Raw genomic sequence first — 21,680 nt, 5'->3', positions numbered from 1 at the left:
AGAATACTTCTTTTACATAAGTATAAAAAAATTGGAAGTCATGTTGGGTAGGGTGAGATTCCATCTCACTCCACCCCAACATTTGACATAGAACCTAAAAAATGCACGATCCATAAGCTCATTGTTGTTATTTCTGAATTATTTAGGGTAAAATGCAATAGGGATGTGGAAATAGTGGAGTTTGTGAATGATTGATCATTATCAGGAGGTAAATAGATGACGCAATCTGTTAATATAGTCGGGGCAGGGCTCGCTGGCAGTGAAGCTGCCTGGCAGTTGGCGAAAAGGGGCGTCCCCGTTCATTTATACGAGATGAGACCTGCAAAACAGACACCTGCACACCATACGGATAAATTTGCCGAATTGGTCTGTTCCAATTCTCTAAGGGCCAACTCCTTAACGAACGCAGTCGGTGTACTGAAAGAAGAGATGAGAATCCTCGACTCGCTTATCATTGAAGCGGCCGACTCGGCTTCCGTACCTGCCGGAGGCGCTTTGGCCGTCGACCGTCATGAATTTGCCGGTTATGTAACCGAGAAGATTCGTAACCACCCGCTCATAACGGTTTATAACGAAGAAATAACAGAAATACCTACAGGGCTTACCATTATCGCAACGGGACCATTGACGAGCCCGGGCCTTTCTGAAAAATTAAAACAACTGACCGGAGAAGAATATTTATATTTTTACGATGCCGCCGCGCCCATTGTGGAAAAAGACAGCATTGACATGGATAAAGTTTACTTAAAGTCACGATACGACAAAGGAGAAGCAGCATACTTGAACTGCCCCATGAATGAGGAGGAATTCGATCGCTTTTATGAAGCGTTAATCGAAGCGGAAACCGTCCCATTGAAAGAATTTGAAAAAGAAATGTTCTTTGAAGGCTGCATGCCGATCGAAGTCATGGCCAAAAGGGGCAAAAAGACGATGTTGTTTGGACCGCTGAAGCCGGTAGGTTTGGAAGATCCACGTACTGGAAAAACACCTTATGCCGTTGTCCAACTCAGACAAGATGATGCAGCAGGAACGCTATACAATATGGTGGGATTTCAGACCCATATGAAATGGGGACCCCAAAAGGAAGTCATCAAACTGATTCCCGGCTTGGAGAAGGTTGAAATTGTCCGTTATGGCGTTATGCATCGAAATACGTTTATTAATTCGCCCAAGGTGCTCAAAAACACCTATCAGTTTAAGGAAAAAGAAACAGTATTCTTTGCCGGACAAATGACAGGAGTGGAGGGCTATGTCGAATCGGCAGCGAGCGGGCTTGTTGCAGGAATCAATGCCGCCATGCTATCCAGTGGAAAAAAACCGCTTGTCTTTCCGAAGGAAACGGCCATCGGAAGTTTGGCCAACTATATCACAACAACAGGAGCGAAAAGCTTTCAGCCAATGAATGTAAACTTTGGGCTTTTTCCCGAACTCCCACAAAAAGTAAGGAACAAAAAGCAGCGAATCGAACAATATGCGCAAAGAGCATTAGCTACCATCCAAAACTTTATGGAAAGTTGCGCCGATAAATGAATTGTGATAATATTTAGAAGGCTTCCGAAAGAGGGATTACATATGGTGCATAAAGCGGTACAATCATTTTTAGAGTATATGCAAATTGAGAAAAGCCATTCCTCTTATACAATTCAGTTTTATAAAAAAGATATTGACGAATTCATCCATTTTATGAAAGAGAACGGAATCGGGTCGTTTAAAGAAGTTGAATACCTAGATGCGCGCTTATATGTGACCACTTTATATGAAAAGAAATATGCCAGAACGAGCGCAGCCAGGAAAATTTCAAGTTTACGAAGCTTTTTCAAATACTGTTTGAGAGAAAAACTGGTATCTGAAAATCCCTTTCTGTTGGTTATTCAACCAAAACTCGGGGTCAAGCTTCCCAGCTTTCTCTATGAAGAAGAAATGGAGCAGCTTTTTCTCGCCTGTGATGTTTCCACCCCATTAGGAAAAAGAAATCGGGCGCTATTGGAGCTGATGTACGCTACGGGCATCAGGGTAAGTGAATGTGCGGAAATTGAAGACAAAGACATTGACTTCGACTTTTCTACAGTCCTGGTGAAGGGAAAGGGAAGAAAAGAACGCTACATTCCTTTTGGCGATTTTGCCAGGGAGGCATTGCTTATATATATTGAAAAAGGAAGAAACGAACTGGTAAAACAGCCCTCTGCCCACAACAGACTGTTTGTCAATGGGCGGGGTGGACCGCTGACTCCAAGGGGAATCCGTTATATATTAACCGAATTAATGAAAAAGGCGTCATTGAATGGGAAATTGCATCCGCATATGATCCGTCATAGTTTTGCGACACACTTGCTGAATAATGGCGCCGATATGAGAACAGTGCAGGAGCTTTTAGGCCACTCGCATTTATCGTCCACTCAAGTGTATACACATGTAACGAAAGAACATTTGCGAAAAACATACATGAATTTTCACCCGAGAGCGTAGCGGGGTAGAAGGAGAGATTCCGATGGATCAATTTCATGCAACGACGATTTTTGCCGTTCATCATAATGGCAAGTGTGCGATGGCAGGTGATGGGCAGGTAACTTTTGGTAATGCCGTCGTCATGAAACATACTGCCCGCAAAGTACGTACATTATTTCATGGAAAAGTTCTCGCCGGGTTTGCCGGATCTGTTGCAGATGCATTTACGCTTTTTGAAAAATTTGAAGGAAAACTCGAAGAATTCAATGGCAACCTTCAACGGTCTGCGGTGGAGCTTGCCAAAGAATGGCGCAGTGATAAAATATTGCGCAAGCTTGAAGCGATGTTAATTGTGATGGACAAAGACAACTTGCTCCTCATATCCGGAACAGGCGAAGTGATTGAACCGGATGACGGGATTCTGGCCATCGGTTCCGGGGGAAACTATGCGCTTGCCGCTGGCAGGGCCCTGAAACATTATGCTGGCGAACATTTATCAGCTAAAGAAATGGCAAAGGCGGCATTGGAAATTGCAGCCGATATTTGTGTCTACACAAATCGACAAATAATTGTCGAAGAATTGTAACACATGTCGGCTGCTCAATGCGGTACTGTATGTAAGGAGGGACTAATTTGCCAATTTTGAATAAAGGGAATGACTTAACTCCAAGACAGATTGTTGAGCGGCTTGATCAATATATCATTGGGCAAAAAGAAGCGAAGCGTGCTGTTGCTGTTGCGTTGAGGAATCGCTATCGGCGAGGACTTTTACAAGAAGATCTACGGGATGAAATTGTCCCCAAAAACATTTTGATGATAGGCCCTACGGGTGTCGGTAAAACCGAGATTGCCCGCAGACTTGCCAAAATGACGGGAGCGCCTTTTGTAAAAGTGGAAGCAACCAAATTTACAGAAGTAGGTTATGTCGGCAGAGATGTTGAGTCGATGATTCGCGACCTCATGGAAACGTCCATCCGGATCGTAAAAGAAGAAAAAATGCTGGATGTGAGGGAACGCGCGGAAGAACAGGCGAACAAACGACTCGTAAAACTTCTTGTCCCCGACAAGAAAAAAGCGGAGGGTTTTAAAAATCCCTTCGAAATGATCTTTGGGGGAGCACAACAAGGCGAGACGACCGATTCTGCTAATGAGCAGGAAGAAATGAGCATCCGTGAGAAGCGGAGGATCATTGCGCAAAAGCTTGCGGACGGAGAACTCGAAAATGAAATCGTCCAAGTGGAAGTTGAGGAACAGCAACCATCTATGTTTGATCTTTTCCAAGGTTCGGGCATGGAGCAAATGGGAATGAATATGCAGGATGCATTAAGCAACCTCATGCCTAAACGCATGAAAAAAAGGAAACTTCCCGTAAAAGATGCACGAATTGTTTTAACAAACGATGAAGCCCAAAAATTGATTGATATGGATGAAGTTACGCAAACAGCTATCCAAAGAGCGGAGCAAACAGGCATCATCTTTATTGATGAAATTGACAAAATTGCCAGCAGAGGAAATCAATCTTCATCTGCAGACGTATCAAGGGAAGGTGTTCAGAGGGATATTTTACCAATCGTGGAAGGCTCCACGGTCATAACAAAATATGGCCCCGTCAAAACGGATTATATTTTGTTTATAGCTGCGGGCGCATTTCATATGGCAAAGCCGTCTGATTTAATTCCAGAACTTCAAGGGCGCTTTCCAATCAGGGTGGAACTTGAAAAATTGACCGTAAATGATTTCGTCAAAATTTTAACCGAACCCGATAATGCATTAATTAAGCAATATACGGCATTATTGGAAACGGAAGGTATACAAATAGAATTTTCAGACGATGCTATTAACAGGCTTGCGGAAATTGCTTTTGAGGTGAATCAAAATACGGATAACATTGGTGCCAGGCGCCTCCATACAATCATGGAAAAATTATTGGAAGATTTATCATTTGAAGCACCAGATATCACGCTTGAAAAAGTGGAAATCACACCGCAGTATGTTGACCAAAAACTCGCAGTAATCTCGGAAGACAAAGATTTAAGCCAATTTATTCTTTAATATTGTTGGAAGTAGAGTCTAATTAACCGTTAGGAGGAGAAACAATGGAACTATTATCAAGAACAAGAACAATTAACGCAATGCTTCAAAAAGCAGCCGGAAAACCAGTCAACTTTAAGGAAATGGCCGAAACATTATGTGATGTTATCGATACAAATGTATATGTATTAAGCCGGCGGGGAAAGGTGCTTGGTTATGCAATCCGCCAACAAATTGAAAATGACAGAATGAAAAAAATGCTTGAGGATCGCCAATTTCCCGAAGATTACACGAAAAATCTGTTTAACATTACAGAAACTTCATCAAACCTTGATGTAAACAGCCCATACACGGCATTTCCTGAAGAAAGCAAAGATTTATTTGCGACGGGTTTAACAACGATTGTTCCGATCAATGGTGGTGGTGAGCGCTTGGGCACACTGATCTTGGCCAGATTGGATCAGGAGTTCGACAACGATGATCTGATTTTAGCAGAATACGGCGCGACAGTTGTAGGAATGGAAATCCTTCGTGAAAAAGCCGAGGAAATTGAAGAAGAGGCCCGCAGCAAAGCCGTTGTTCAAATGGCCATCAGTTCATTGTCTTACAGTGAATTAGAGGCGATTGAACATATTTTTGAGGAACTCAATGGTACGGAAGGATTGCTTGTCGCATCCAAAATTGCCGACCGTGTTGGTATTACCCGGTCTGTCATTGTCAACGCATTGAGAAAGCTGGAAAGCGCGGGAGTAATCGAATCCCGCTCGCTTGGAATGAAAGGAACATACATTAAAGTATTGAACTCAAAATTCCTCGTAGAATTGGACAAATTAAAATCAAACTAATATCAGCGCCGGGATTTTCCCGGCGTTTTTTATGTTAGTATGATATGGAAGCGACATGTATATGAAATGCCCAGATTCGCTAAAACAGCACGTTGAAGTATACAAGTGATGCACGGGGCCAACGCCGGATGGGCAAGCCGCTGAACTGGATGTCCTAGTGTATGAAAAGCGACACAGACGTGTCAGCAGCTGAATTGGACATTTCCGTTCCAGTGCAGGCGAAGCGGGCGCTGACTTCGTCCCATATCACAGTACGAAGGAAAAGCGCTTTGTTTCGACCTCGATAAGATGGGTGCGTGTTTTAAAAAAGTGATTCGATCATAGTCTAGATTGGTTTAATGATATGATCTCCATATTCCCATAATGGCTTGGATCGATCATAAGAAGATATTGCATATGTTCTATTATTTGACCAACCCGTCATGATATCCTAAAAACATGAAAGAATGTCGCATGGTCTGCCACATGGTGGTGCGTGAAGCGAAAGGGATCTTGCTGTTATAATGGAGGAAACGGGATATGCTGCCGAGTCGGTTATCATTGCAGTTTTTTGCATGAATGCTGTTCCATAAAGAAGTCTGAAGAAATTTCGCAAGAGGAATATATCATAAAAGTCGAACGGATGGATTTGGAAGATGCTCACCGTAATATCCAGAAAGAATAACATCGTGACGCTGAGATAAAAACATAAGTGTCACTCTACAGTTAGTACCATCCATTCACATTGTAAGAGCATGTTTTGAAAAAGATGTATCTAAACATGCTCTTTCTCTTTGCTTATATCAAGGTCAAAGGGTTATTTTACAGCTCCCCAACAAGATAAAAAAAGACCTTGTTGTCATAAAAACAGGAAAGTTGTCGAATCTTGCTGAGTGCCAGCAAGGTTTTCAGCCGCAGAGCAAATGGTATTTCACCCTAAGAAAAAAACTTGAAAAAACGGAAGGGAAAAAACATGGAAATGAATGAACGCTAGTACTGGCTCTAACATATAAAAAGTCCTAGTACCACCGACGTCGCAGAAGAAGCGGATTAGATGTAAAAAATGCCATAAAAAGGAAAAATGCAGCATTTTGAAGGTCTGAAAGTGTTCGGGCGACAGGTGCTAAAGGCAAGCATAGGCTGTTGGTCATAAGTCAAAATACTGGTATGACTAAAAAGGTCGACTTTTTGAAATTTGACCTGTATTTCTCGATAACATATGGATTTCTTACTCTTTTTCATAAAAAAATGAAAATCATATCAATTGTTTTCACTTTACGTTTTGATGTAATTTTTAATACATTTTTGCAATAAAATGTCACAAAACAATCTCATTTTCATAGAACTAAAGTACCATTTTTCACCTTTTTACCCCTTAAACCCGCAAAAAAGTATCGACATCTATAGACGTAATATGACATTCAGATTACAATAGTAGTAAGTTTAGGAGAAACATGAAAAAAATGGATGGTGTTTTGTATGACATTATTCTCTGGAATCTTCCCGACCCTAGAGGCTTCACTGAAGTATTCCACTATTAAGCATGAGGTGTCATCCCAGAATATTGCAAACGCGGATACACCGAACTACAAGGGGAAACGAGTAAGTTTTAAAAAGGCATTGGATAACTCTGTTGCAAACATGAAAAGTCATAGGACAGATCCACGACATTTTACATTGAAGTCTGATTTGCACCCGACCACCGGCATTGATAATGTACGTGTCCAATATCGCCATGATGGAAATAGCGTGGACATAGATAAAGAAATGTCGGATCTTGCGGCAAACCAAATTTACTTTAATGCAATATCAGACAGATTGAATGGAAAATTCAATTCACTAAAAAATGTTATAAAAGGAGGTAGATAAAATGTTTCATTCGTTAAATATTTCCTCCTCGGCTCTCACTGCCCAACGTCTAAGGATGGACACAATCTCGTCGAATATGGCGAATGTAGATACGACACGCGGCAGAATGGTAGATGGCCAATGGCAGCCTTACAGGCGCAAGATGGTAGTGATGCAGCCGCAGGACACATCCTTTTCATCCATTTTCAACAAAGCTGTCAGTTCAAAAAGTAATGAAAAAATGCACAATGGCGTAAAGGTGTCACGTATCATTGAAGATCAAACGCCCTACCGTGCAGTATTTGATCCGGTTCACCCGGATGCAGACGAAGATGGGTATGTGTACTATCCAAATGTTGACCCCCTGAAAGAAATGGTGGACCTGGTCGGTACCACCCGATCCTATGAAGCAAATGTAACTGTTCTCAATGCGACAAAAGGAATGTTAATGAAAGCTCTAGAAATTGGAAAATAGAGGAGAATGACACTGAATGGAAGTACAGCTACTAAATTCACAATTAGTAAACTCGAACCCTGGCAATCAAACAAGCAAAGCAATGCAGGGGGCCGGTCAGGAAAACGGATTTGGCACTTATTTGAAAAAAGCTTTAAATGAGGTAAATAATCTTCAGCTAGAATCTGATGTGGCGACAAAAAAGTTGGCTGCGGGAGAAAAGATAGAATTGCATGAAGTAATGATCGCATCACAAAAAGCATCCGTTTCCATGCAAGCGGCATTGGAAATCAGAAACAAAGCAGTAGAAGCATATCAAGAAATCATGAGGATGCAAGTGTAATATTTAAGGGGATATTCGATGAGGGAGAAACTGGAAAAGCAACTACAATACATAAAAAACTTTTGGGTGGAGCGATCTAAGAAGCAAAAAATACTGTTTATCTCATTGCTCGTTATTGGCCTGTTATTGGTTGTGGGCTTAACTTACATATTCAATCGGCCGTCAATGGTTCCCTTGTATACAAACTTAAAGGCCGCCGAAACCGGCTCAATCAAGGAAAACCTGGATTCCAAAGGAATTAAGTCGGAAATCACAGACGATGGAACAACGATAAAGGTGCCAGAGGGACAGGCTGAGTCATTAATGGTTGAGTTAGCAGCGGAAGGAATTCCGAAGTCGGGTAATATCGATTATTCTTTCTTTAGCGACAATGCAAGTTTTGGGATGACAGACAATGAATTTAATGTCATTAAATTGGATGCAATGCAAAATGAGCTGTCGGAAATGATAGCTAGCGTCGAGGGTGTTGATGAAGCAAAAGTGATGATCAACATACCTGAGAAAAGCGTTTTCGTAAAAGAAGGAGATGAAAAAGCAACTGCTTCCATTGTCCTTCAAACTCAACCCGGTCACGAATTTACTGAAAAGCAAATACGGTCTTTATATCATCTTGTATCAAAAAGCGTGCCCAATCTTCCAACTGAGAATATTGTGATAAGAAACCAATATTTGGAGTATTACGACTTGGAAGAAAGCGGCCTTGCTGATAACAGATTAGATCAGCAAATGAAAATCAAGGATAAAATTGAAAAGAATATTCAAAGACAAGTTCAACAAATGCTTGGCACGTTAACGGGATTTGACAAAGTGGTCACTCTTGTTACAGCCGATATTGACTTTTCCCAAGAAAACAGGGAGGAGAACTTGGTTACACCTGTAGACGAAGAAAATATGCGCGGAATTGCCATTAGCGCCCAAAGAATAAATGAAGCTTATACAGGAGAAGAGGGTGTTCCTGGCGGAGTGCCTCAAGCAAGTGATCCAGCAGACGCCGGCGCCAATCAATACGTTGAAGGTGCTGGAAATAACGGGGAATATGAGAAGTCCGAAGAGACTATTAATTATGAAGTAAACAAAGTCCGCAAGGAAATCGTCGAAAGTCCTTATAAAATACGGGATTTGGGGATACAAGTGATGGTCGAGCCGCCAGACCCGGAAGATGAAAACTCTTTTCCGGAAGAGCGAGTCGATGATATTCGTGATATCCTCTCTACTGTTGTCAGGACTTCAATTGACAAAGATCCGGATGTGGAAGTAACGGATGAAGAGATTGAAAACAAGGTTGTCGTATCTGTGCAGCCGTTTAATGGAAAAACAGCCATGGATGAGGAAGCCAAAGGAAGCCTACTGCCTTGGTGGGCATATATCATATTTGGACTACTTGTGGCCATCATAGCAACTTTGATATTTTTATGGATTCGATCTTCTAAATCAAGGGAAGAAGCCGAAGAAGTGGAAGTTGTGGAACAACCGGAAGACACTAACGCAGACACGGATATGAAAGCCGAACTGGAACCATTTGAACACCGTAAACAGCTGGAAGTATTTGCGCAAGAAAAGCCCGAACAATTTGCGGAGCTGCTTCGCACGTGGCTGGCTGACGATGAGGAGGCATGACGCATATGAGAAAAGATCAAGAACTAACAGCCAGGCAAAAAGCTGCCGTGCTTCTTATTTCATTGGGTCCTGAAAGTGCCTCTAAAGTATATAAGCATTTGTCAGAAGAAGAAATTGAAGCATTAACGATGGAGATTACTGGGGTTAGAAATGTTAACTCGGAACAAATTGACGAGGTTATTCAAGAATTTCACGAAATTGCAATCGACCAGAAGTACATATCTCAAGGCGGCGTTGACTATGCAAAAGCAGTGCTCGAAAAAGCGCTCGGCGAAGAAGAAGCCAGCCAAATCATCAATCGATTGCAATCCACCATGCAAGTTAGGCCTTTTGATTTTGCAAGAAAGGCCGATCCAAGCCAAATTTTAAACTTTATACAAAATGAGCATCCGCAAACCATTGCTTTGGTATTGTCCTATCTGGATCCGGAGAAAGCAGGTCAAATTCTTTCGGAATTGCCCAATGATACGCAGGCTGATATCGCCAGAAGGATCGCGGTAATGGATAGAACATCTCCGGATGTCATTAAGGAAGTTGAGTCGATACTCGAAAGAAAGCTTTCTGCCACTGTAACCAACGATTATTCACAAAGCGGGGGAATTAATACTGTGGTGGAGGTCCTTCAAGGTGTTGGGCGTGCAGCCGAGAAAACCATTCTTGATGCGCTTGGCGTTCAAGATCCCAAATTGGCGGAAGAAATTAAAAAGCGGATGTTTGTGTTTGAAGATATCGTCACACTCGATGACCGCTCTATTCAGAGAGTCATAAGAGAGTGTGAAAATGAAGATCTGATGTTGGCGCTTAAGGTGGCAAGCGATGAAGTCAAAGAAATGGTCTACAAGAACATGTCATCACGGATGGCTATGACGCTTCAAGAAGAGATGGAGCTCATGGGACCAGTCAGATTAAGTGATGTTGAAGAAGCGCAATCAACGATTGTTTCGATTATTCGCCGTTTGGAAGAAACCGGAGAAATCGTACTGGCGCGAGGAGGAGGAGACGATATACTTGTCTAAGCTCATCAAACTGAATTCCGAACACCTTACGTCTGCCACAATAAAGCCAAAAATTATAGAAAAAGTACAACCTTATGAAGAGGACACCGAAAATAAAACGATAGAATTTATTATTGAAGCAGAACATAAAGCAAAAAAGATTTTAGCTGATGCTAACAATGCTGCCGACAAATTAAAAATGGACATTGAAGAAGAACGCCAATCATGGGATGCCGAAAAAAAGAGATTGCAAGAGGAAGCATGGAATGAAGCTTATCAAAAAGGATTGGAAGCCGGGAGAGAAGCAGGTAAAAAAGAATACAAGCAATTGATTATGCAAGCCCAGGGCGTCATTGAACATGCAAAAAACGAATGCCGTGCATACATCGAAGAGGCCGAGTATACCATACTTGAACTCGCTATCGAGAGTGCGCAAGCCATTTTGCAATCCGAAGTTTCGAATCATCCGGAACAATATATTGGTATCGTGAAAAACGTATTAAAAGAGTTGAGAAACGAACCGGAAATCTCTTTATATGTCCATCCTTGCCAATATCCTTTCATGATGGAAGCGTCTAAAGAGCTTGCCGCCGCAAGTTCCACTGATGTCAAAATGTTTATATACCCATCTGAAGAAATGGACGAACATGGCTGCATTATAGAATCGGAAAATATCAGAATAGAAGCAGGTATCGACAGCCAACTGTCAGAGTTAAAAGAAAAGCTAACGGAAATACTTTCCGCTGATGAAAAAAAATGAAGGCGAAAGACTTAATTCCGCATATCCGTAATATCAATACGTTTAAGCGATATGGAAAAGTGACGAAAGTTGTCGGGTTAATGATCGAATCACATGGGCCAGAAAGTTCAATTGGCGACGTATGTCTTATTCACGTTTCCGGTAGAACAGGCAAGATTCGTACTGTGATGGCAGAAGTAGTTGGTTTTCAAGGGAGAAAATTAATTCTCATGCCGTATTCCAATTTAATGGAAGTAGCACCGGGCAGTCTTGTTGAATCAACCAACAAGCCTCTTAAGATACATGTGGGGAATGAATTGATTGGAAAAGTTGTCGATCCCTTGGGGGTTCCGATGGATGGATCATTGGTTCCCCAAGGCATGCCTTCGGTACCGATAGAAAGAAATCCGCCCCCGCCATTAACAAGGCCATCCATATCCAGCAAATTGGAAGTTGGTATTAGAGTGATTGACAGTTTGCTTACTGTGGGTCATGGACAGCGTCTCGGCATATTTGCGGGAAGCGGCGTTGGGAAGAGTACGCTTCTTGGCATGATTGCCAGAAATATTCATGCAGATGTAAATGTCATTGCCTTAATTGGTGAACGGGGAAGAGAAGTAAAAGAATTCATTGAACGTGATTTAGGTCCTGAGGGATTGAAGAAATCAATTATCGTTGCCGCAACTTCCGACCAACCTGCCTTAATGAGAATTAGAGGCGCTTTTACCGCAACGGCCATTGCTGAATATTTTCGGGATAAGGGTTGCAATGTAACGTTATTAATGGATTCGGTAACGAGAGTGGCAATGAGCCAAAGAGAAATTGGCTTGGCTGTTGGCGAACCTCCAACAACAAAAGGCTACACACCTTCTGTTTTTGCGTTACTTCCCAGGCTTATGGAGCGGACAGGGACAAGCGAAAAGGGGTCCATTACTGCCTTTTATACAGTTCTTGTCGATGGAGACGATTTGAATGAACCGGTTGCTGATACAGTAAGAGGTATATTGGATGGGCATGTTGTGTTAGACAGGGCAATGGCCCAAAAAGGCCATTATCCAGCGATCAATGTATTGAATAGTATCAGCCGGCTAATGAATCACCTGGTTACACCGGAACACAAAAAAGCTGCAGAAAAAATTCGCAATGTATTAGGTACTTATATGAATAATGAAGACTTAATCAATATAGGCGCCTATAAAAAAGGAAGCTCTGCAGAAATTGATGAAGCCATACAATATTATCCCGCTATTATGAAGTTTTTGCAGCAGGAAACAAATGAACGGATATCCAGTGAAGAATGTATCAGGTCATTGATTCATTTAGTAGAAACAGGTGAGTTTAAATGAAGTTTGAATATCGATTTCAAAACTTATTAGAGATAAAAGAAAGAGAAAAAGATGAAGCATATGTGTCGTATCAAAATGCAGTTCATCAATTTGAAAAAGCGGCCACCACATTGTATGAGTTTCTAAGGAAAAAAGAGAACCTTGAACAAGTCCAGTCAAACGAACTACAAAAAGGGTTTACAGTAAACGGTATTAGGCAGTATCAACAATTTTTGCAAAGTATGACTGAGACGATTGATCATTGGCAATTGGAAGTCATTCAAGCGAGGGAACAGATGCAATCTCTGAAAGATGAACTTCTGGAAAGGGATATTGAATGTAAGAAATATGAGCGTTTAAAAGAAAAAAACGAAGAGTCTTTCTTACAATTCATTCAGCGTCATGAAAACACTCAAATGGATGAATTGGCAGCTATTCAATATAGTCATCGAAAGGGAAATTAGGTGGTGAAGTGGATAAATCCTTGAAAGATATGGAACAAAACGAGAAAAAGGGAGTATTTAAGAAGTTTATATTATGGGTGGCGGTTCCGCTTTTAGTCATATTGCTCCTCATTCTTGTCATTGCATCCATTGCTGGTATAAACGTCTTTGAAAAGGCGAAAAAATCAATGAGCAAAGTACCGATTCTTTCGGCTTTTACAGATAGCAGCACTTTGAGCATTGAAGAGTATCAAAAAAGAATTGTGGATCTGGAAGGAGAAATACAAGACAAAAACACTCAACTTGAACGCCTTCAAAAAAAATTGGAAGAAAAAGAAGCGGAAGCGGACAAGTTGCTTTTGGAACAGGAAAGATTGGAGAGTTCCATTGAAGAAGATGCAGAAGGGAATCCAGAAAACAATCAGGAAGCCAAGCCTGACATAAAAGAGATAAAAGCGGTCTATGAAACGATGGCGCCCAAAAAAGCTGCACTGATTATCCTGGAAATGAAAGAAGAGGAATCATTAAACATACTTTCTAATTTATCGACCGAATCATTGGCGAGGATATTGGAGAAAATGCCTCCGGATAGAGCGGCTGCTTTCTCCCAGAAATTATCAACGGAGGCCAATGAAAGGAGGTGAGTGCAGTGCGGCTGCAGCTGTTAGAAATGATGCCCAATAAAGTAACGTCCGAAACGGGCCAGGCAAATGTGGATCAAGGCACTTTATTTCATCAGGTGCTTGGAGGACTGATAAAAAATTTGAATGGTGATGACCCGTCTTTGCTTTCTGAAGAAGGTGATTCACAGTCGCAAAAATTAACGCAGGATGTTCAAAACTTTGCTTCTTTGCTTTCTGAGGAAGATGGTTCGGTACTCCAAAAGTTGATCAAGGACATTCAGCATTTGGTTCCCTTGCTTTCGAAAGAAATAGAGCAGGAGCTGGAACATATAGACCCGCAATTATTGGAAAATATGAAACAAGTTCTTTTGGAACTGGAGAACACAGAAGTCACGAATCCGCTTGATTTATTAAAGAAACTGGAGGAGTTCATTTCCCTTGTTGCTGAATCGCCGGTTGAGCATGAGCACAACACTATTCAACAACTGCATCAGTTGGGAGAAAAGTTGACATCAATCTTGGGAACCCCAGAAGCTCAGAAATACTTGCGCTTTGACGAATTTAAAACGCGACCTGCTCCAGAGCGGTCTGAAATTGTTTCAGAGCTGACTAAGACTGTTCCGGAGCCGACTAAGACTGTTCCAGAGCGGCCTGAATCTCTCAGGGCTGTTCAACCGGAAAACGAATGGCCGAAAGTAGCGGACTCAACTGAGAAACATAAAGAGTCTCCTATTGTACAATTGGCGAAGTCAAGATCGTTGCAACCAGTGAACAATCAAGTGAGCAGGGAGCAACAATTGAACTTGGGGCTTATATTCGGACGCCAAGCTTATCAGGAACACGCAGCACCAAGAATTTCGATTGACCGCGACAGTCCTTTCAATATGGGTTTGACAGAAGCTCATACAAAGCAATACTTGTCCCGCTTACTTGATGACGGTGTTCAAGAACCAGAGGGGAGAGCACTTGTAAGGAAATTAGTTTCCGTTTTACGGAACGCTCATTTTTCCAATATTCATCAAACAAAACAATTGACGATTCGCCTTTATCCAGAACATCTGGGGATGCTGAGAGTCGAGTTATTCCAAAAAGAAGGGGAAATGGTTGCCCGTATTATCGCATCTACGCAAATGGCCAAAAAACTGCTTGATTCGAATTTACAGCAACTGAAGCATGGCTTGGTAAACCACAACATTCAAATTGAAAAAGTGGATGTAACACATCAGCCAAACATCGAAAAGCACCCGTACTTTGACGGCAAGCAAGGGCAAAAGGAGCAGCAAGAAGAACAACACAGCGAACAAACACAGAAAGAAAAGAAGGAAAAGAATGAACAACATTTTTCCATTGTACTAAATGATGCCATATTTGAGACGGAAGTGTAGGTGAAATTGTGACAAACGCGATCAACAACGACTATTCTGTACCGGAAAATCCATTTCAAAAGAAAAGTGAGGGTCAAAACACTTTAGGGCAGGATGCGTTTTTAAAGATTTTACTAACACAGTTACAAAATCAAGACCCTCTGAATCCGATGGAAGATAAAGATTTTATTGCGCAAATGGCCACTTTCTCGTCATTAGAGCAGTTGACAAATATTAATAAGACCTTGGAAATGTGGCAAGATGGTTTTTCACAGTCCTCTTTGCTTTCTTTTACCGAGTTTGTCGGGAAAGAAGTGACTTGGCATAGGGTTGATGGTCAAGATAGTGAGACGGGAGAGCCGATCATTACTGAAGGCAAGGGAGTTGTAGCATCTGTCCAGTTTCTTGGAGATACGGTACGGATCATTCTTGAAGACGGTACAGAACTGACACCGGCGAACATCTCTGAATTAATGCCTGCTCCGGCTGGAAATCCATTGCTTGAGGCGAGCCATCTCATCGGAAAAACAGTGTCATGGATGGACGATGAACAAAATGAACAATCCGGAACTGTACAATCCGTATCCGTTAAAAACGGTGTACTTTCGCTTCTGCTTGAAGATCAGACTGTCGTTGATTTCAATCAGATTACGAAAATTTTGTAAAAAGGATAAAAGATCCATGAACAATCATTTTATTCATCCCTACAGCGGAAAAGTGAATGTAATCCGCCAGCCGGCAAACGAAGCGAAACATGCAACCGTGCAAAATAAACATTCATTTGCGCAACAGCTAAACGAAACGATTCAACAATCGAACAAGCTGACATTAAGCAAACATGCCAGGTTGAGGATGGAGCAAAGGAATATCCATATAAGTCCCAACAAGTGGGGCCAAATAGAAGAAAAAATACATAAGGCACAGGCAAAAGGCGTAAATGAACCGCTTGTGCTGCTGAAAGAGGCGGCCCTTCTGATCAGTACGAAGAATCATACCGTTATAACATTGTTGGACCGAAAAGAAGCGGCGAGCCATATTTTCACAAATATTGATGGAACCATTATTATGGAATAGACATTTTGCAAACGGCTGGACCTGAATAGGGAGCCGTAACCGCGGAATGACTGAAGCGGTTGATTAAAGGAGGAAAAAAATATGCTGCGATCAATGTATGCAGGAATAAGTGGAATGAAAAACTTTCAAACTAAGCTGGATGTAATAGGAAACAACATCGCGAATGTCAACACACACGGATTTAAAAAAGGGCGTATCACCTTTCAGGACATGGTAAGCCAGACGATCTCCGGTGCCAGCGGCGGGGGGAATAATCGTGGAGGAGTCAATCCTAAACAAGTGGGGCTGGGCTCGCAGATTTCCGCGATTGAAACGATCGATACGCAAGGAAGCCCGCAAATGACTGATAGAATGCTAGATGTCGCCATTCAAGGAGACGGCTATTTGATTGCCCAGGTCGGAAATGACATTAAATACACACGGGTTGGAAATCTTGGTTTTGATCAATCCGGCACCCTTGTTACATCTACTGGTGCCCTAGTATTGCAAAGTAATGGGGATCCGATTGTCATTAATGATATTAATCAAGTTTCAAACATAAGCATCGCAGATGATGGAACAGTCTCATTTATGCGTAATGGAACACCTGGTACTGCCGGGGTGATCGGAGTAGCCAGGTTCCCTAATAATGGTGGGCTGGAAAAATCAGGGGAAAGCTTTTACATTCCGACTGAAGCGTCCGGGCCTCCCGCGCATGGGCAGCCTCTGGAAAACGGGGCAGGGAAGCTTTTAAGCGGAAGGTTGGAAATGTCAAACGTTGATCTTTCAGAAGAATTCACAGAAATGATCATTGCACAACGCGGCTTCCAGTCCAATTCAAGAATCATTACCACATCCGATGAGATACTTCAGGAACTTGTCAACTTAAAACGTTAACTAAAAGGAGGGGACAGGACCGGTCACACTCCGGTCCTGGATGATTATTGATTCAGGTGACGAAATTAAACGGAAAGTCTTTTTATTTGAATGCATTGTACATAGAAAAAATTGAAACTTTTCCTGATACGACCATTACTTTGACGAATGGGCATAAGTATGTTGTTTCGGAATCTGAAATTTTGGTCAGGGAAAGAATGCTTGATTTTTATCAATCAATTCAACTTTTTGGCCAGAAACAGGGGGGCCATGCTGATGGGTAAACGAATTATCAATATTTTGCTTATTATATTTATCGTTGTGCTTCTTGGCGGAACAGCTTATTTGTTGATAAATGACAACAGTGGAAAATCGAAAGATAAAGAGCCTTCCATTGACGAAGTGTTAGAAGCATCAGTTCATGTAAATGACATTACGACGAACTTGCAGGATGGCCGCTATATTAAGCTGTCTTTGACAGTGGAAACGGACGGGGAAGAAGCGAAACAAGAGCTTGAAAAGCGTGATTTTCAAATTCGGAGTATCATTCTGTCTGAACTTGCAGACATGAAGTCGGGAGATTTAGAGGGAAAAGAAGGGAAAAGGAAGTTAGAAGAAATGATGGAAGTCAAAATAGGCGAACTGTTACAAAATGGTGAAATAAAAAAAGTATATATCACCTCCTATATTGTTTCATGAATAAATATTCAAATTGTATCATTGGAGGTGGCTATCATGTCTGATGAGATATTATCTCAAAGTGAAATTGACGATTTATTATCGGGGCTTTCAGAGGGAGACATCACTCTTGAAGAAGAAGTACTTAATGAGCAAGAAAAAGATGTGCAAGTTTATGATTTTAAAAGGGCTTTACGCTTTTCCAAGGATCAAATCAGAAGCTTAACGAGGATTTATGACAATTTTTCCAGGTTATTGACAACTCTTTATTCTGCTCATTTACGAACATATACCAATTTTTCAGTCGCGTCGGCTGATCAAATACCATATGACGAGTACATACGTTCCATTCCAAGTATGACATTTTTAAATGTCTTGGAAATACCGCCGCTTAAAGGCAGAATGATCATGGAAGTCCATCCCAATATTGCTTATGCGATGGTTGATCGCATTTTGGGCGGTAAGGGTTCTGGTTTGAACAAGATCAATCATTTAACAGATATAGAGATGAAGCTGTTGGAAAAGCTATTTCGGCGGACGCTGGAACCATTGCAAGAGGCGTGGACGGGCATTACGCATATTGATCCGATTTTAACCGAAATTGAAGTGAATCCACAATTTTTACAAATGGTTTCCCCAAATGAAACGGTTGTTGTCATTACAATGCAGGCAACGGTTGGAGAAACGAGCGGAATGATTAATATATGTATTCCCCACGTTGTACTGGAGCCCATCATTCCGAAGCTTTCGGCACAATATTGGATGGAATCGGGCGCCAAAGAAAGAAAGCCTGAAACCATTTTGGCTCTGGACAAAAATATAAGAGGTACAGAGATGGAAATAACAGCCGACTTGGGCTCGGCGGATCTGACTGTAAAAGATTTTCTGTCGCTTAATGAGGGGGATGTTTTTCAACTCAATACAAGTATAGATGACCCCCTAACTGTCAAAATTGCCGGCATCCCGAAATACCTGGGTCAACCGGGCAGGAGACATAATTATCTTGCTGTACAAATTCTATCGATGATAAACGAGGGAGATGAAGACAATGAATAATGAGAAGCTCTCTCCGGAAGAGATTGAAATGCTGCTTTCTACAGGATTCATTGAAAAAGAGAATGAAAACAACAATGAAATAGATGATTTGAATGAAATGGAACGTGACGCATTAGGCGAGGTAGGCAACATCTCTGTCGGCAGGGCAGCAACCACTCTTTCTACACTGCTAAATCAAAAAGTAGAAATCACAACGCCGACTGTTTCTATGTTAGACAGGGATATCTCGGATGAGCCTTTGGATTCGGGTGTGGCTGTCCGTGTTACCTATACTTCCGGCTTTTCAGGGGTAAATGTATTAATTCTAAAAAAAAGCGATGTGGCTGCCATTGCCGATATGATGTTGGGCGGGGATGGAACGTCGCCTGCAGAAGAAATGGATGAGATCCATTTAAGCGCTGTTCAGGAAGCGATGAATCAGATGATTGGTTCAGCAGCATCATCGATGTCCACATTTTTTAGTAAAAGGGTGGATATTTCTCCTCCCACTATTCATTGGCCTGAAGACTCCTTTGTTGAAGTATTGGAAGAGTTGTCAAACCAAAGCAAGTTTGCCCGCGTTTCTTTCCAGTTAAAAGTCGGTGATATTATTGATTCCACATTAACACAGCTCATACCGATCGACTTTGCAAAGGATTTGGTGAAAGAACTTATGTTAAAGCTTGAAAAAGGAGGAGATGAGCAGTCCAAGATGGAAAAAGCAGGAGAGAAACCTGTTAAAGAACAGCGTGAGACGACTTCCCCTCAAATGACAGATAAAGAGGCATCGCGTCCCAGGAAGGAAAATACAAGGACAGCGACTCAACAAATGGCTGCCGAAAACACTCCGCCCAATGTTCATAAAGCCGACTTTTCCGATTTTAATGAAGAGAGTGTTGATAGTTTTGAAGCCAACAACCTTGATGTTTTACTGGATATACCTTTGCAAGTGACTGTTGAGCTCGGACGAACTAGCCGTTCGGTTAAGGAAATACTTGAATTTGGCGCAGGATCCATTATAGAACTTGATAAATTGGCTGGGGAACCAGTAGATATCTTAATCAACAACCGTCACATAGCAAAAGGGGAAGTGGTTGTGATTGATGAAAACTTTGGTGTAAGAGTCACTAATATTTTGAACAAGCGGAATCGCCTCGAACGTTTGAGATAGAATGGAGGCAAAGCCATATATTTTCATAGAGTTGGGAAATCGAACAATGATAAACAAAAGTAAAGTTTTATGGTGCGTGATCATTTTTTTCACCCTGATCAACCCGCCAGTTGCCCAGGCAAGCAAAACGGGTTATTCCGTCGGCGAATGCATGGAAAACCCTGAGAAATGCAAAGAAAATAAAGAAGAAACGGAACAAGGGGATGTTGCGCCCAAAAAAAATCAGTCAGTTTCAATCGGTGTGATGGATGTCTTAAAAATGCTATTTGCCTTGATTTTTGTCATCGCCCTTTTATATTTCTTGTTAAAGTTTATCAATAAACGGACCCAATCATATCAACAAACAAGCCTGATCCAAAATCTTGGCGGGACGGCATTGGGCGGCAACCGCTCGCTCCAAATGGTAAGGGTCGGCAAGCGCCTTTTTGTTTTGGGTGTTGGTGAAGATATTCGCTTGATTAAAGAAGTATCAGACGAAAAAGAAATTCAGGAATATCTTCACCAGTATAACGAGCAGTTGGAAAAGAGTTTTCAGCCAACAAAGCTGACAAAATGGGTTAACAATGTAAAAAAGGCTGTCAAGCATGGAAGCGGAATGGACAACAAACATAAAAAAGATTTTCACCAGCAGCTGATGGATGAAATGGATGGCATCAAAAAAGAAAGATTACAGGCGCTTGATCGTTTGCGGAAGGAGAGTGAGACACATGAGTGAAATCACGGAGTTTTTTAACAGTTCACCAGAATCGGTGTCCACTTCCGTTAAATTGTTTCTCCTGTTAACCGTGTTGTCGATCACTCCAGGCATTTTAATGGTCATGACATCATTTACGCGTATTGTGATCGTTCTTTCATTTGTGAGAACGTCCCTAGCAACTCCACAAATGCCTCCTAACCAGGTCATCGTGGGCTTATCGCTGTTTTTAACATTTTTCATTATGGCACCCACATTCAACGAGGTAAATAATGAAGCGCTGACCCCTTTGTTTCAGGATGAAATTACTTTGGAAGAAGCGTACACAAAGGCTGCGGTGCCTTTTAAAGAATTTATGAGCAAGCATACAAGACAAAAAGATTTGGAACTCTTTCTAACGTATACAGAATCTGAACCGCCCGAGTCGATTCAGGATATTCCATTGCAGGCACTTGTGCCGGCCTTTGCGCTCAGTGAAATGAAGACCGCGTTTCAAATTGGCTTTATGATCTTTATCCCCTTCTTGGTCATTGACATGGTTGTGGCCAGTGTTTTGATGTCTATGGGGATGATGATGCTTCCGCCGATGATGATTTCTCTCCCGTTTAAAATTTTGCTCTTTGTGCTCGTTGACGGGTGGTACTTGGTGATCAAATCATTGCTTGAAAGTTTTACGTAACAAGTTTTAACCCGCTGCCCCATATTACGGGTCTCACCGTCACTAATTGAAGTTTCACTTTATCCGGCTTTGACTGGCAGGAAGCCCCCTGCTTTCAGAAAATCACATGAGCGTGATCTGTATAGGGAGCAACTGCCGGTAATCGCCCGATGGCTTTGGATGGCCAGGATAAGAAGAAACTTTGACAGTGATACATCGCATGTTTTCAAGGCGGGCAAAAAGGCGTTGCAACGTACAAGCGAAGCGAAAAGACAAGGAAAGTTTCGATCGTACCGTCATCATCTGTAGAAAAAGCGCAAGCTTTTTCGAGGAAGTCTCTGCATGACATGGGCTTATGAATAGGACGCTTTCGGCTTTTGCCTTTGTTCTGCCTTTTATTAGCGGGAACGCCACATCGTGCGGCAACGTCTGCATGAACCACACCATGTGGTCCTATTTCACTT

24 protein-coding genes are annotated in these 21,680 nt (G+C 41.9%); all 24 read left to right on the top strand.

Going from position 1 to position 21,680, the window contains the following annotated elements:
- The first annotated feature begins 216 nt into the window (after positions 1 to 216).
- The 24 genes from trmFO to fliP all read left to right on the top strand — a co-directional run bounded on the left by trmFO (position 217) and on the right by fliP (position 21,237).
- A complete protein-coding gene (gene trmFO / locus JOC94_RS16680) occupies positions 217 to 1,530 on the top strand; it encodes an FADH(2)-oxidizing methylenetetrahydrofolate--tRNA-(uracil(54)-C(5))-methyltransferase TrmFO (protein WP_205179926.1) in 1,314 nt (437 codons plus the stop codon).
- A gap of 42 nt (positions 1,531 to 1,572) precedes the next feature.
- Entirely contained in the window at positions 1,573 to 2,466 is an 894-nt protein-coding gene (gene xerC, locus JOC94_RS16675) for a tyrosine recombinase XerC (RefSeq protein WP_205179924.1), read from the top strand.
- A gap of 22 nt (positions 2,467 to 2,488) precedes the next feature.
- On the top strand, positions 2,489 to 3,031 hold the full coding sequence (hslV, locus tag JOC94_RS16670; protein WP_077111735.1) for an ATP-dependent protease subunit HslV: 543 nt from the start codon (positions 2,489 to 2,491) through the stop codon (positions 3,029 to 3,031).
- A gap of 47 nt (positions 3,032 to 3,078) precedes the next feature.
- Entirely contained in the window at positions 3,079 to 4,497 is a 1,419-nt protein-coding gene (gene hslU / locus JOC94_RS16665; RefSeq protein WP_408021928.1) for an HslU--HslV peptidase ATPase subunit, read from the top strand.
- 44 nt (positions 4,498 to 4,541) lie between these two features.
- The gene (codY, locus tag JOC94_RS16660; RefSeq protein ID WP_077111734.1) at positions 4,542 to 5,321 is read left to right on the top strand and encodes a GTP-sensing pleiotropic transcriptional regulator CodY; all 780 of its coding nucleotides are present in this window, start codon (positions 4,542 to 4,544) and stop codon (positions 5,319 to 5,321) included.
- Between the two features lie 1,458 nt (positions 5,322 to 6,779).
- The gene (gene flgB / locus JOC94_RS16655; protein WP_077111733.1) at positions 6,780 to 7,169 is read left to right on the top strand and encodes a flagellar basal body rod protein FlgB; all 390 of its coding nucleotides are present in this window, start codon (positions 6,780 to 6,782) and stop codon (positions 7,167 to 7,169) included.
- 1 nt (position 7,170) lies between these two features.
- Positions 7,171 to 7,623, top strand: a complete 453-nt coding sequence (flgC, locus tag JOC94_RS16650; protein ID WP_077111732.1) for a flagellar basal body rod protein FlgC — start codon at positions 7,171 to 7,173, stop codon at positions 7,621 to 7,623.
- 16 nt (positions 7,624 to 7,639) lie between these two features.
- Entirely contained in the window at positions 7,640 to 7,945 is a 306-nt protein-coding gene (gene fliE, locus JOC94_RS16645; RefSeq protein WP_077111731.1) for a flagellar hook-basal body complex protein FliE, read from the top strand.
- Between the two features lie 18 nt (positions 7,946 to 7,963).
- Positions 7,964 to 9,562 (top strand): flagellar basal-body MS-ring/collar protein FliF, encoded by a 1,599-nt coding sequence (fliF, locus tag JOC94_RS16640; RefSeq protein WP_077111730.1) that lies wholly within the window; start codon positions 7,964 to 7,966, stop codon positions 9,560 to 9,562.
- Positions 9,563 to 9,567: 5 nt separating this feature from the next.
- On the top strand, positions 9,568 to 10,578 hold the full coding sequence (gene fliG / locus JOC94_RS16635) for a flagellar motor switch protein FliG (RefSeq protein ID WP_077111729.1): 1,011 nt from the start codon (positions 9,568 to 9,570) through the stop codon (positions 10,576 to 10,578).
- The gene (gene fliH / locus JOC94_RS16630; RefSeq protein WP_077111728.1) at positions 10,571 to 11,317 is read left to right on the top strand and encodes a flagellar assembly protein FliH; all 747 of its coding nucleotides are present in this window, start codon (positions 10,571 to 10,573) and stop codon (positions 11,315 to 11,317) included. Before fliG ends, fliH begins: the two co-directional genes overlap by 8 nt.
- Positions 11,314 to 12,642: a flagellar protein export ATPase FliI gene (gene fliI, locus JOC94_RS16625; protein WP_077111727.1), complete on the top strand. Its 1,329-nt coding sequence runs from the start codon at positions 11,314 to 11,316 to the stop codon at positions 12,640 to 12,642. Before fliH ends, fliI begins: the two co-directional genes overlap by 4 nt.
- Complete coding sequence (gene fliJ / locus JOC94_RS16620; protein WP_077111726.1) at positions 12,639 to 13,085, top strand: flagellar export protein FliJ; 447 nt, start codon at positions 12,639 to 12,641, stop codon at positions 13,083 to 13,085. The genes fliI and fliJ overlap by 4 nt, the downstream gene beginning before the upstream one ends.
- An 8-nt stretch (positions 13,086 to 13,093) precedes the next feature.
- Entirely contained in the window at positions 13,094 to 13,708 is a 615-nt protein-coding gene (locus JOC94_RS23235; RefSeq protein ID WP_077111725.1) for a MotE family protein, read from the top strand.
- A 5-nt stretch (positions 13,709 to 13,713) separates the two neighbouring features.
- A complete protein-coding gene (locus tag JOC94_RS16610) occupies positions 13,714 to 15,072 on the top strand; it encodes a flagellar hook-length control protein FliK (RefSeq protein ID WP_077111724.1) in 1,359 nt (452 codons plus the stop codon).
- 8 nt (positions 15,073 to 15,080) lie between these two features.
- Positions 15,081 to 15,716, top strand: coding sequence for a flagellar hook assembly protein FlgD (flgD, locus tag JOC94_RS16605; protein ID WP_077111723.1), 636 nt, complete (start codon positions 15,081 to 15,083; stop codon positions 15,714 to 15,716).
- A gap of 16 nt (positions 15,717 to 15,732) precedes the next feature.
- Complete coding sequence (locus tag JOC94_RS16600; protein ID WP_077111722.1) at positions 15,733 to 16,125, top strand: TIGR02530 family flagellar biosynthesis protein; 393 nt, start codon at positions 15,733 to 15,735, stop codon at positions 16,123 to 16,125.
- Positions 16,126 to 16,206: 81 nt separating this feature from the next.
- Positions 16,207 to 17,001, top strand: a complete 795-nt coding sequence (gene flgG / locus JOC94_RS16595) for a flagellar basal body rod protein FlgG (protein WP_077111721.1) — start codon at positions 16,207 to 16,209, stop codon at positions 16,999 to 17,001.
- Positions 17,002 to 17,048: 47 nt separating this feature from the next.
- Positions 17,049 to 17,264 carry a flagellar FlbD family protein gene (locus JOC94_RS16590; RefSeq protein WP_077111720.1) on the top strand — a complete coding sequence of 72 codons (216 nt, stop codon included), beginning with the start codon at positions 17,049 to 17,051 and terminating at the stop codon, positions 17,262 to 17,264.
- The gene (gene fliL, locus JOC94_RS16585; RefSeq protein ID WP_077111719.1) at positions 17,257 to 17,679 is read left to right on the top strand and encodes a flagellar basal body-associated protein FliL; all 423 of its coding nucleotides are present in this window, start codon (positions 17,257 to 17,259) and stop codon (positions 17,677 to 17,679) included. Before JOC94_RS16590 ends, fliL begins: the two co-directional genes overlap by 8 nt.
- 36 nt (positions 17,680 to 17,715) lie before the next feature.
- Positions 17,716 to 18,714 carry a flagellar motor switch protein FliM gene (gene fliM, locus JOC94_RS16580; RefSeq protein ID WP_077111718.1) on the top strand — a complete coding sequence of 333 codons (999 nt, stop codon included), beginning with the start codon at positions 17,716 to 17,718 and terminating at the stop codon, positions 18,712 to 18,714.
- Positions 18,707 to 19,864 carry a flagellar motor switch phosphatase FliY gene (fliY, locus tag JOC94_RS16575; protein ID WP_205179923.1) on the top strand — a complete coding sequence of 386 codons (1,158 nt, stop codon included), beginning with the start codon at positions 18,707 to 18,709 and terminating at the stop codon, positions 19,862 to 19,864. Before fliM ends, fliY begins: the two co-directional genes overlap by 8 nt.
- Before the next feature lie 46 nt (positions 19,865 to 19,910).
- Positions 19,911 to 20,579, top strand: a complete 669-nt coding sequence (locus JOC94_RS16570) for a flagellar biosynthetic protein FliO (protein WP_205179922.1) — start codon at positions 19,911 to 19,913, stop codon at positions 20,577 to 20,579.
- Positions 20,572 to 21,237, top strand: a complete 666-nt coding sequence (fliP, locus tag JOC94_RS16565) for a flagellar type III secretion system pore protein FliP (RefSeq protein WP_205179921.1) — start codon at positions 20,572 to 20,574, stop codon at positions 21,235 to 21,237. Before JOC94_RS16570 ends, fliP begins: the two co-directional genes overlap by 8 nt.
- Positions 21,238 to 21,680: the final 443 nt, after the last annotated feature.

The organism is Siminovitchia thermophila (assembly GCF_016909185.1).
In the GTDB taxonomy this organism is placed as follows: Bacteria; Bacillota; Bacilli; order Bacillales; family Bacillaceae_C; genus Siminovitchia; species Siminovitchia thermophila.
Note: the sequence above shows the minus strand (reverse complement) of the source record. Positions and strands in the feature narration are given on the sequence as shown.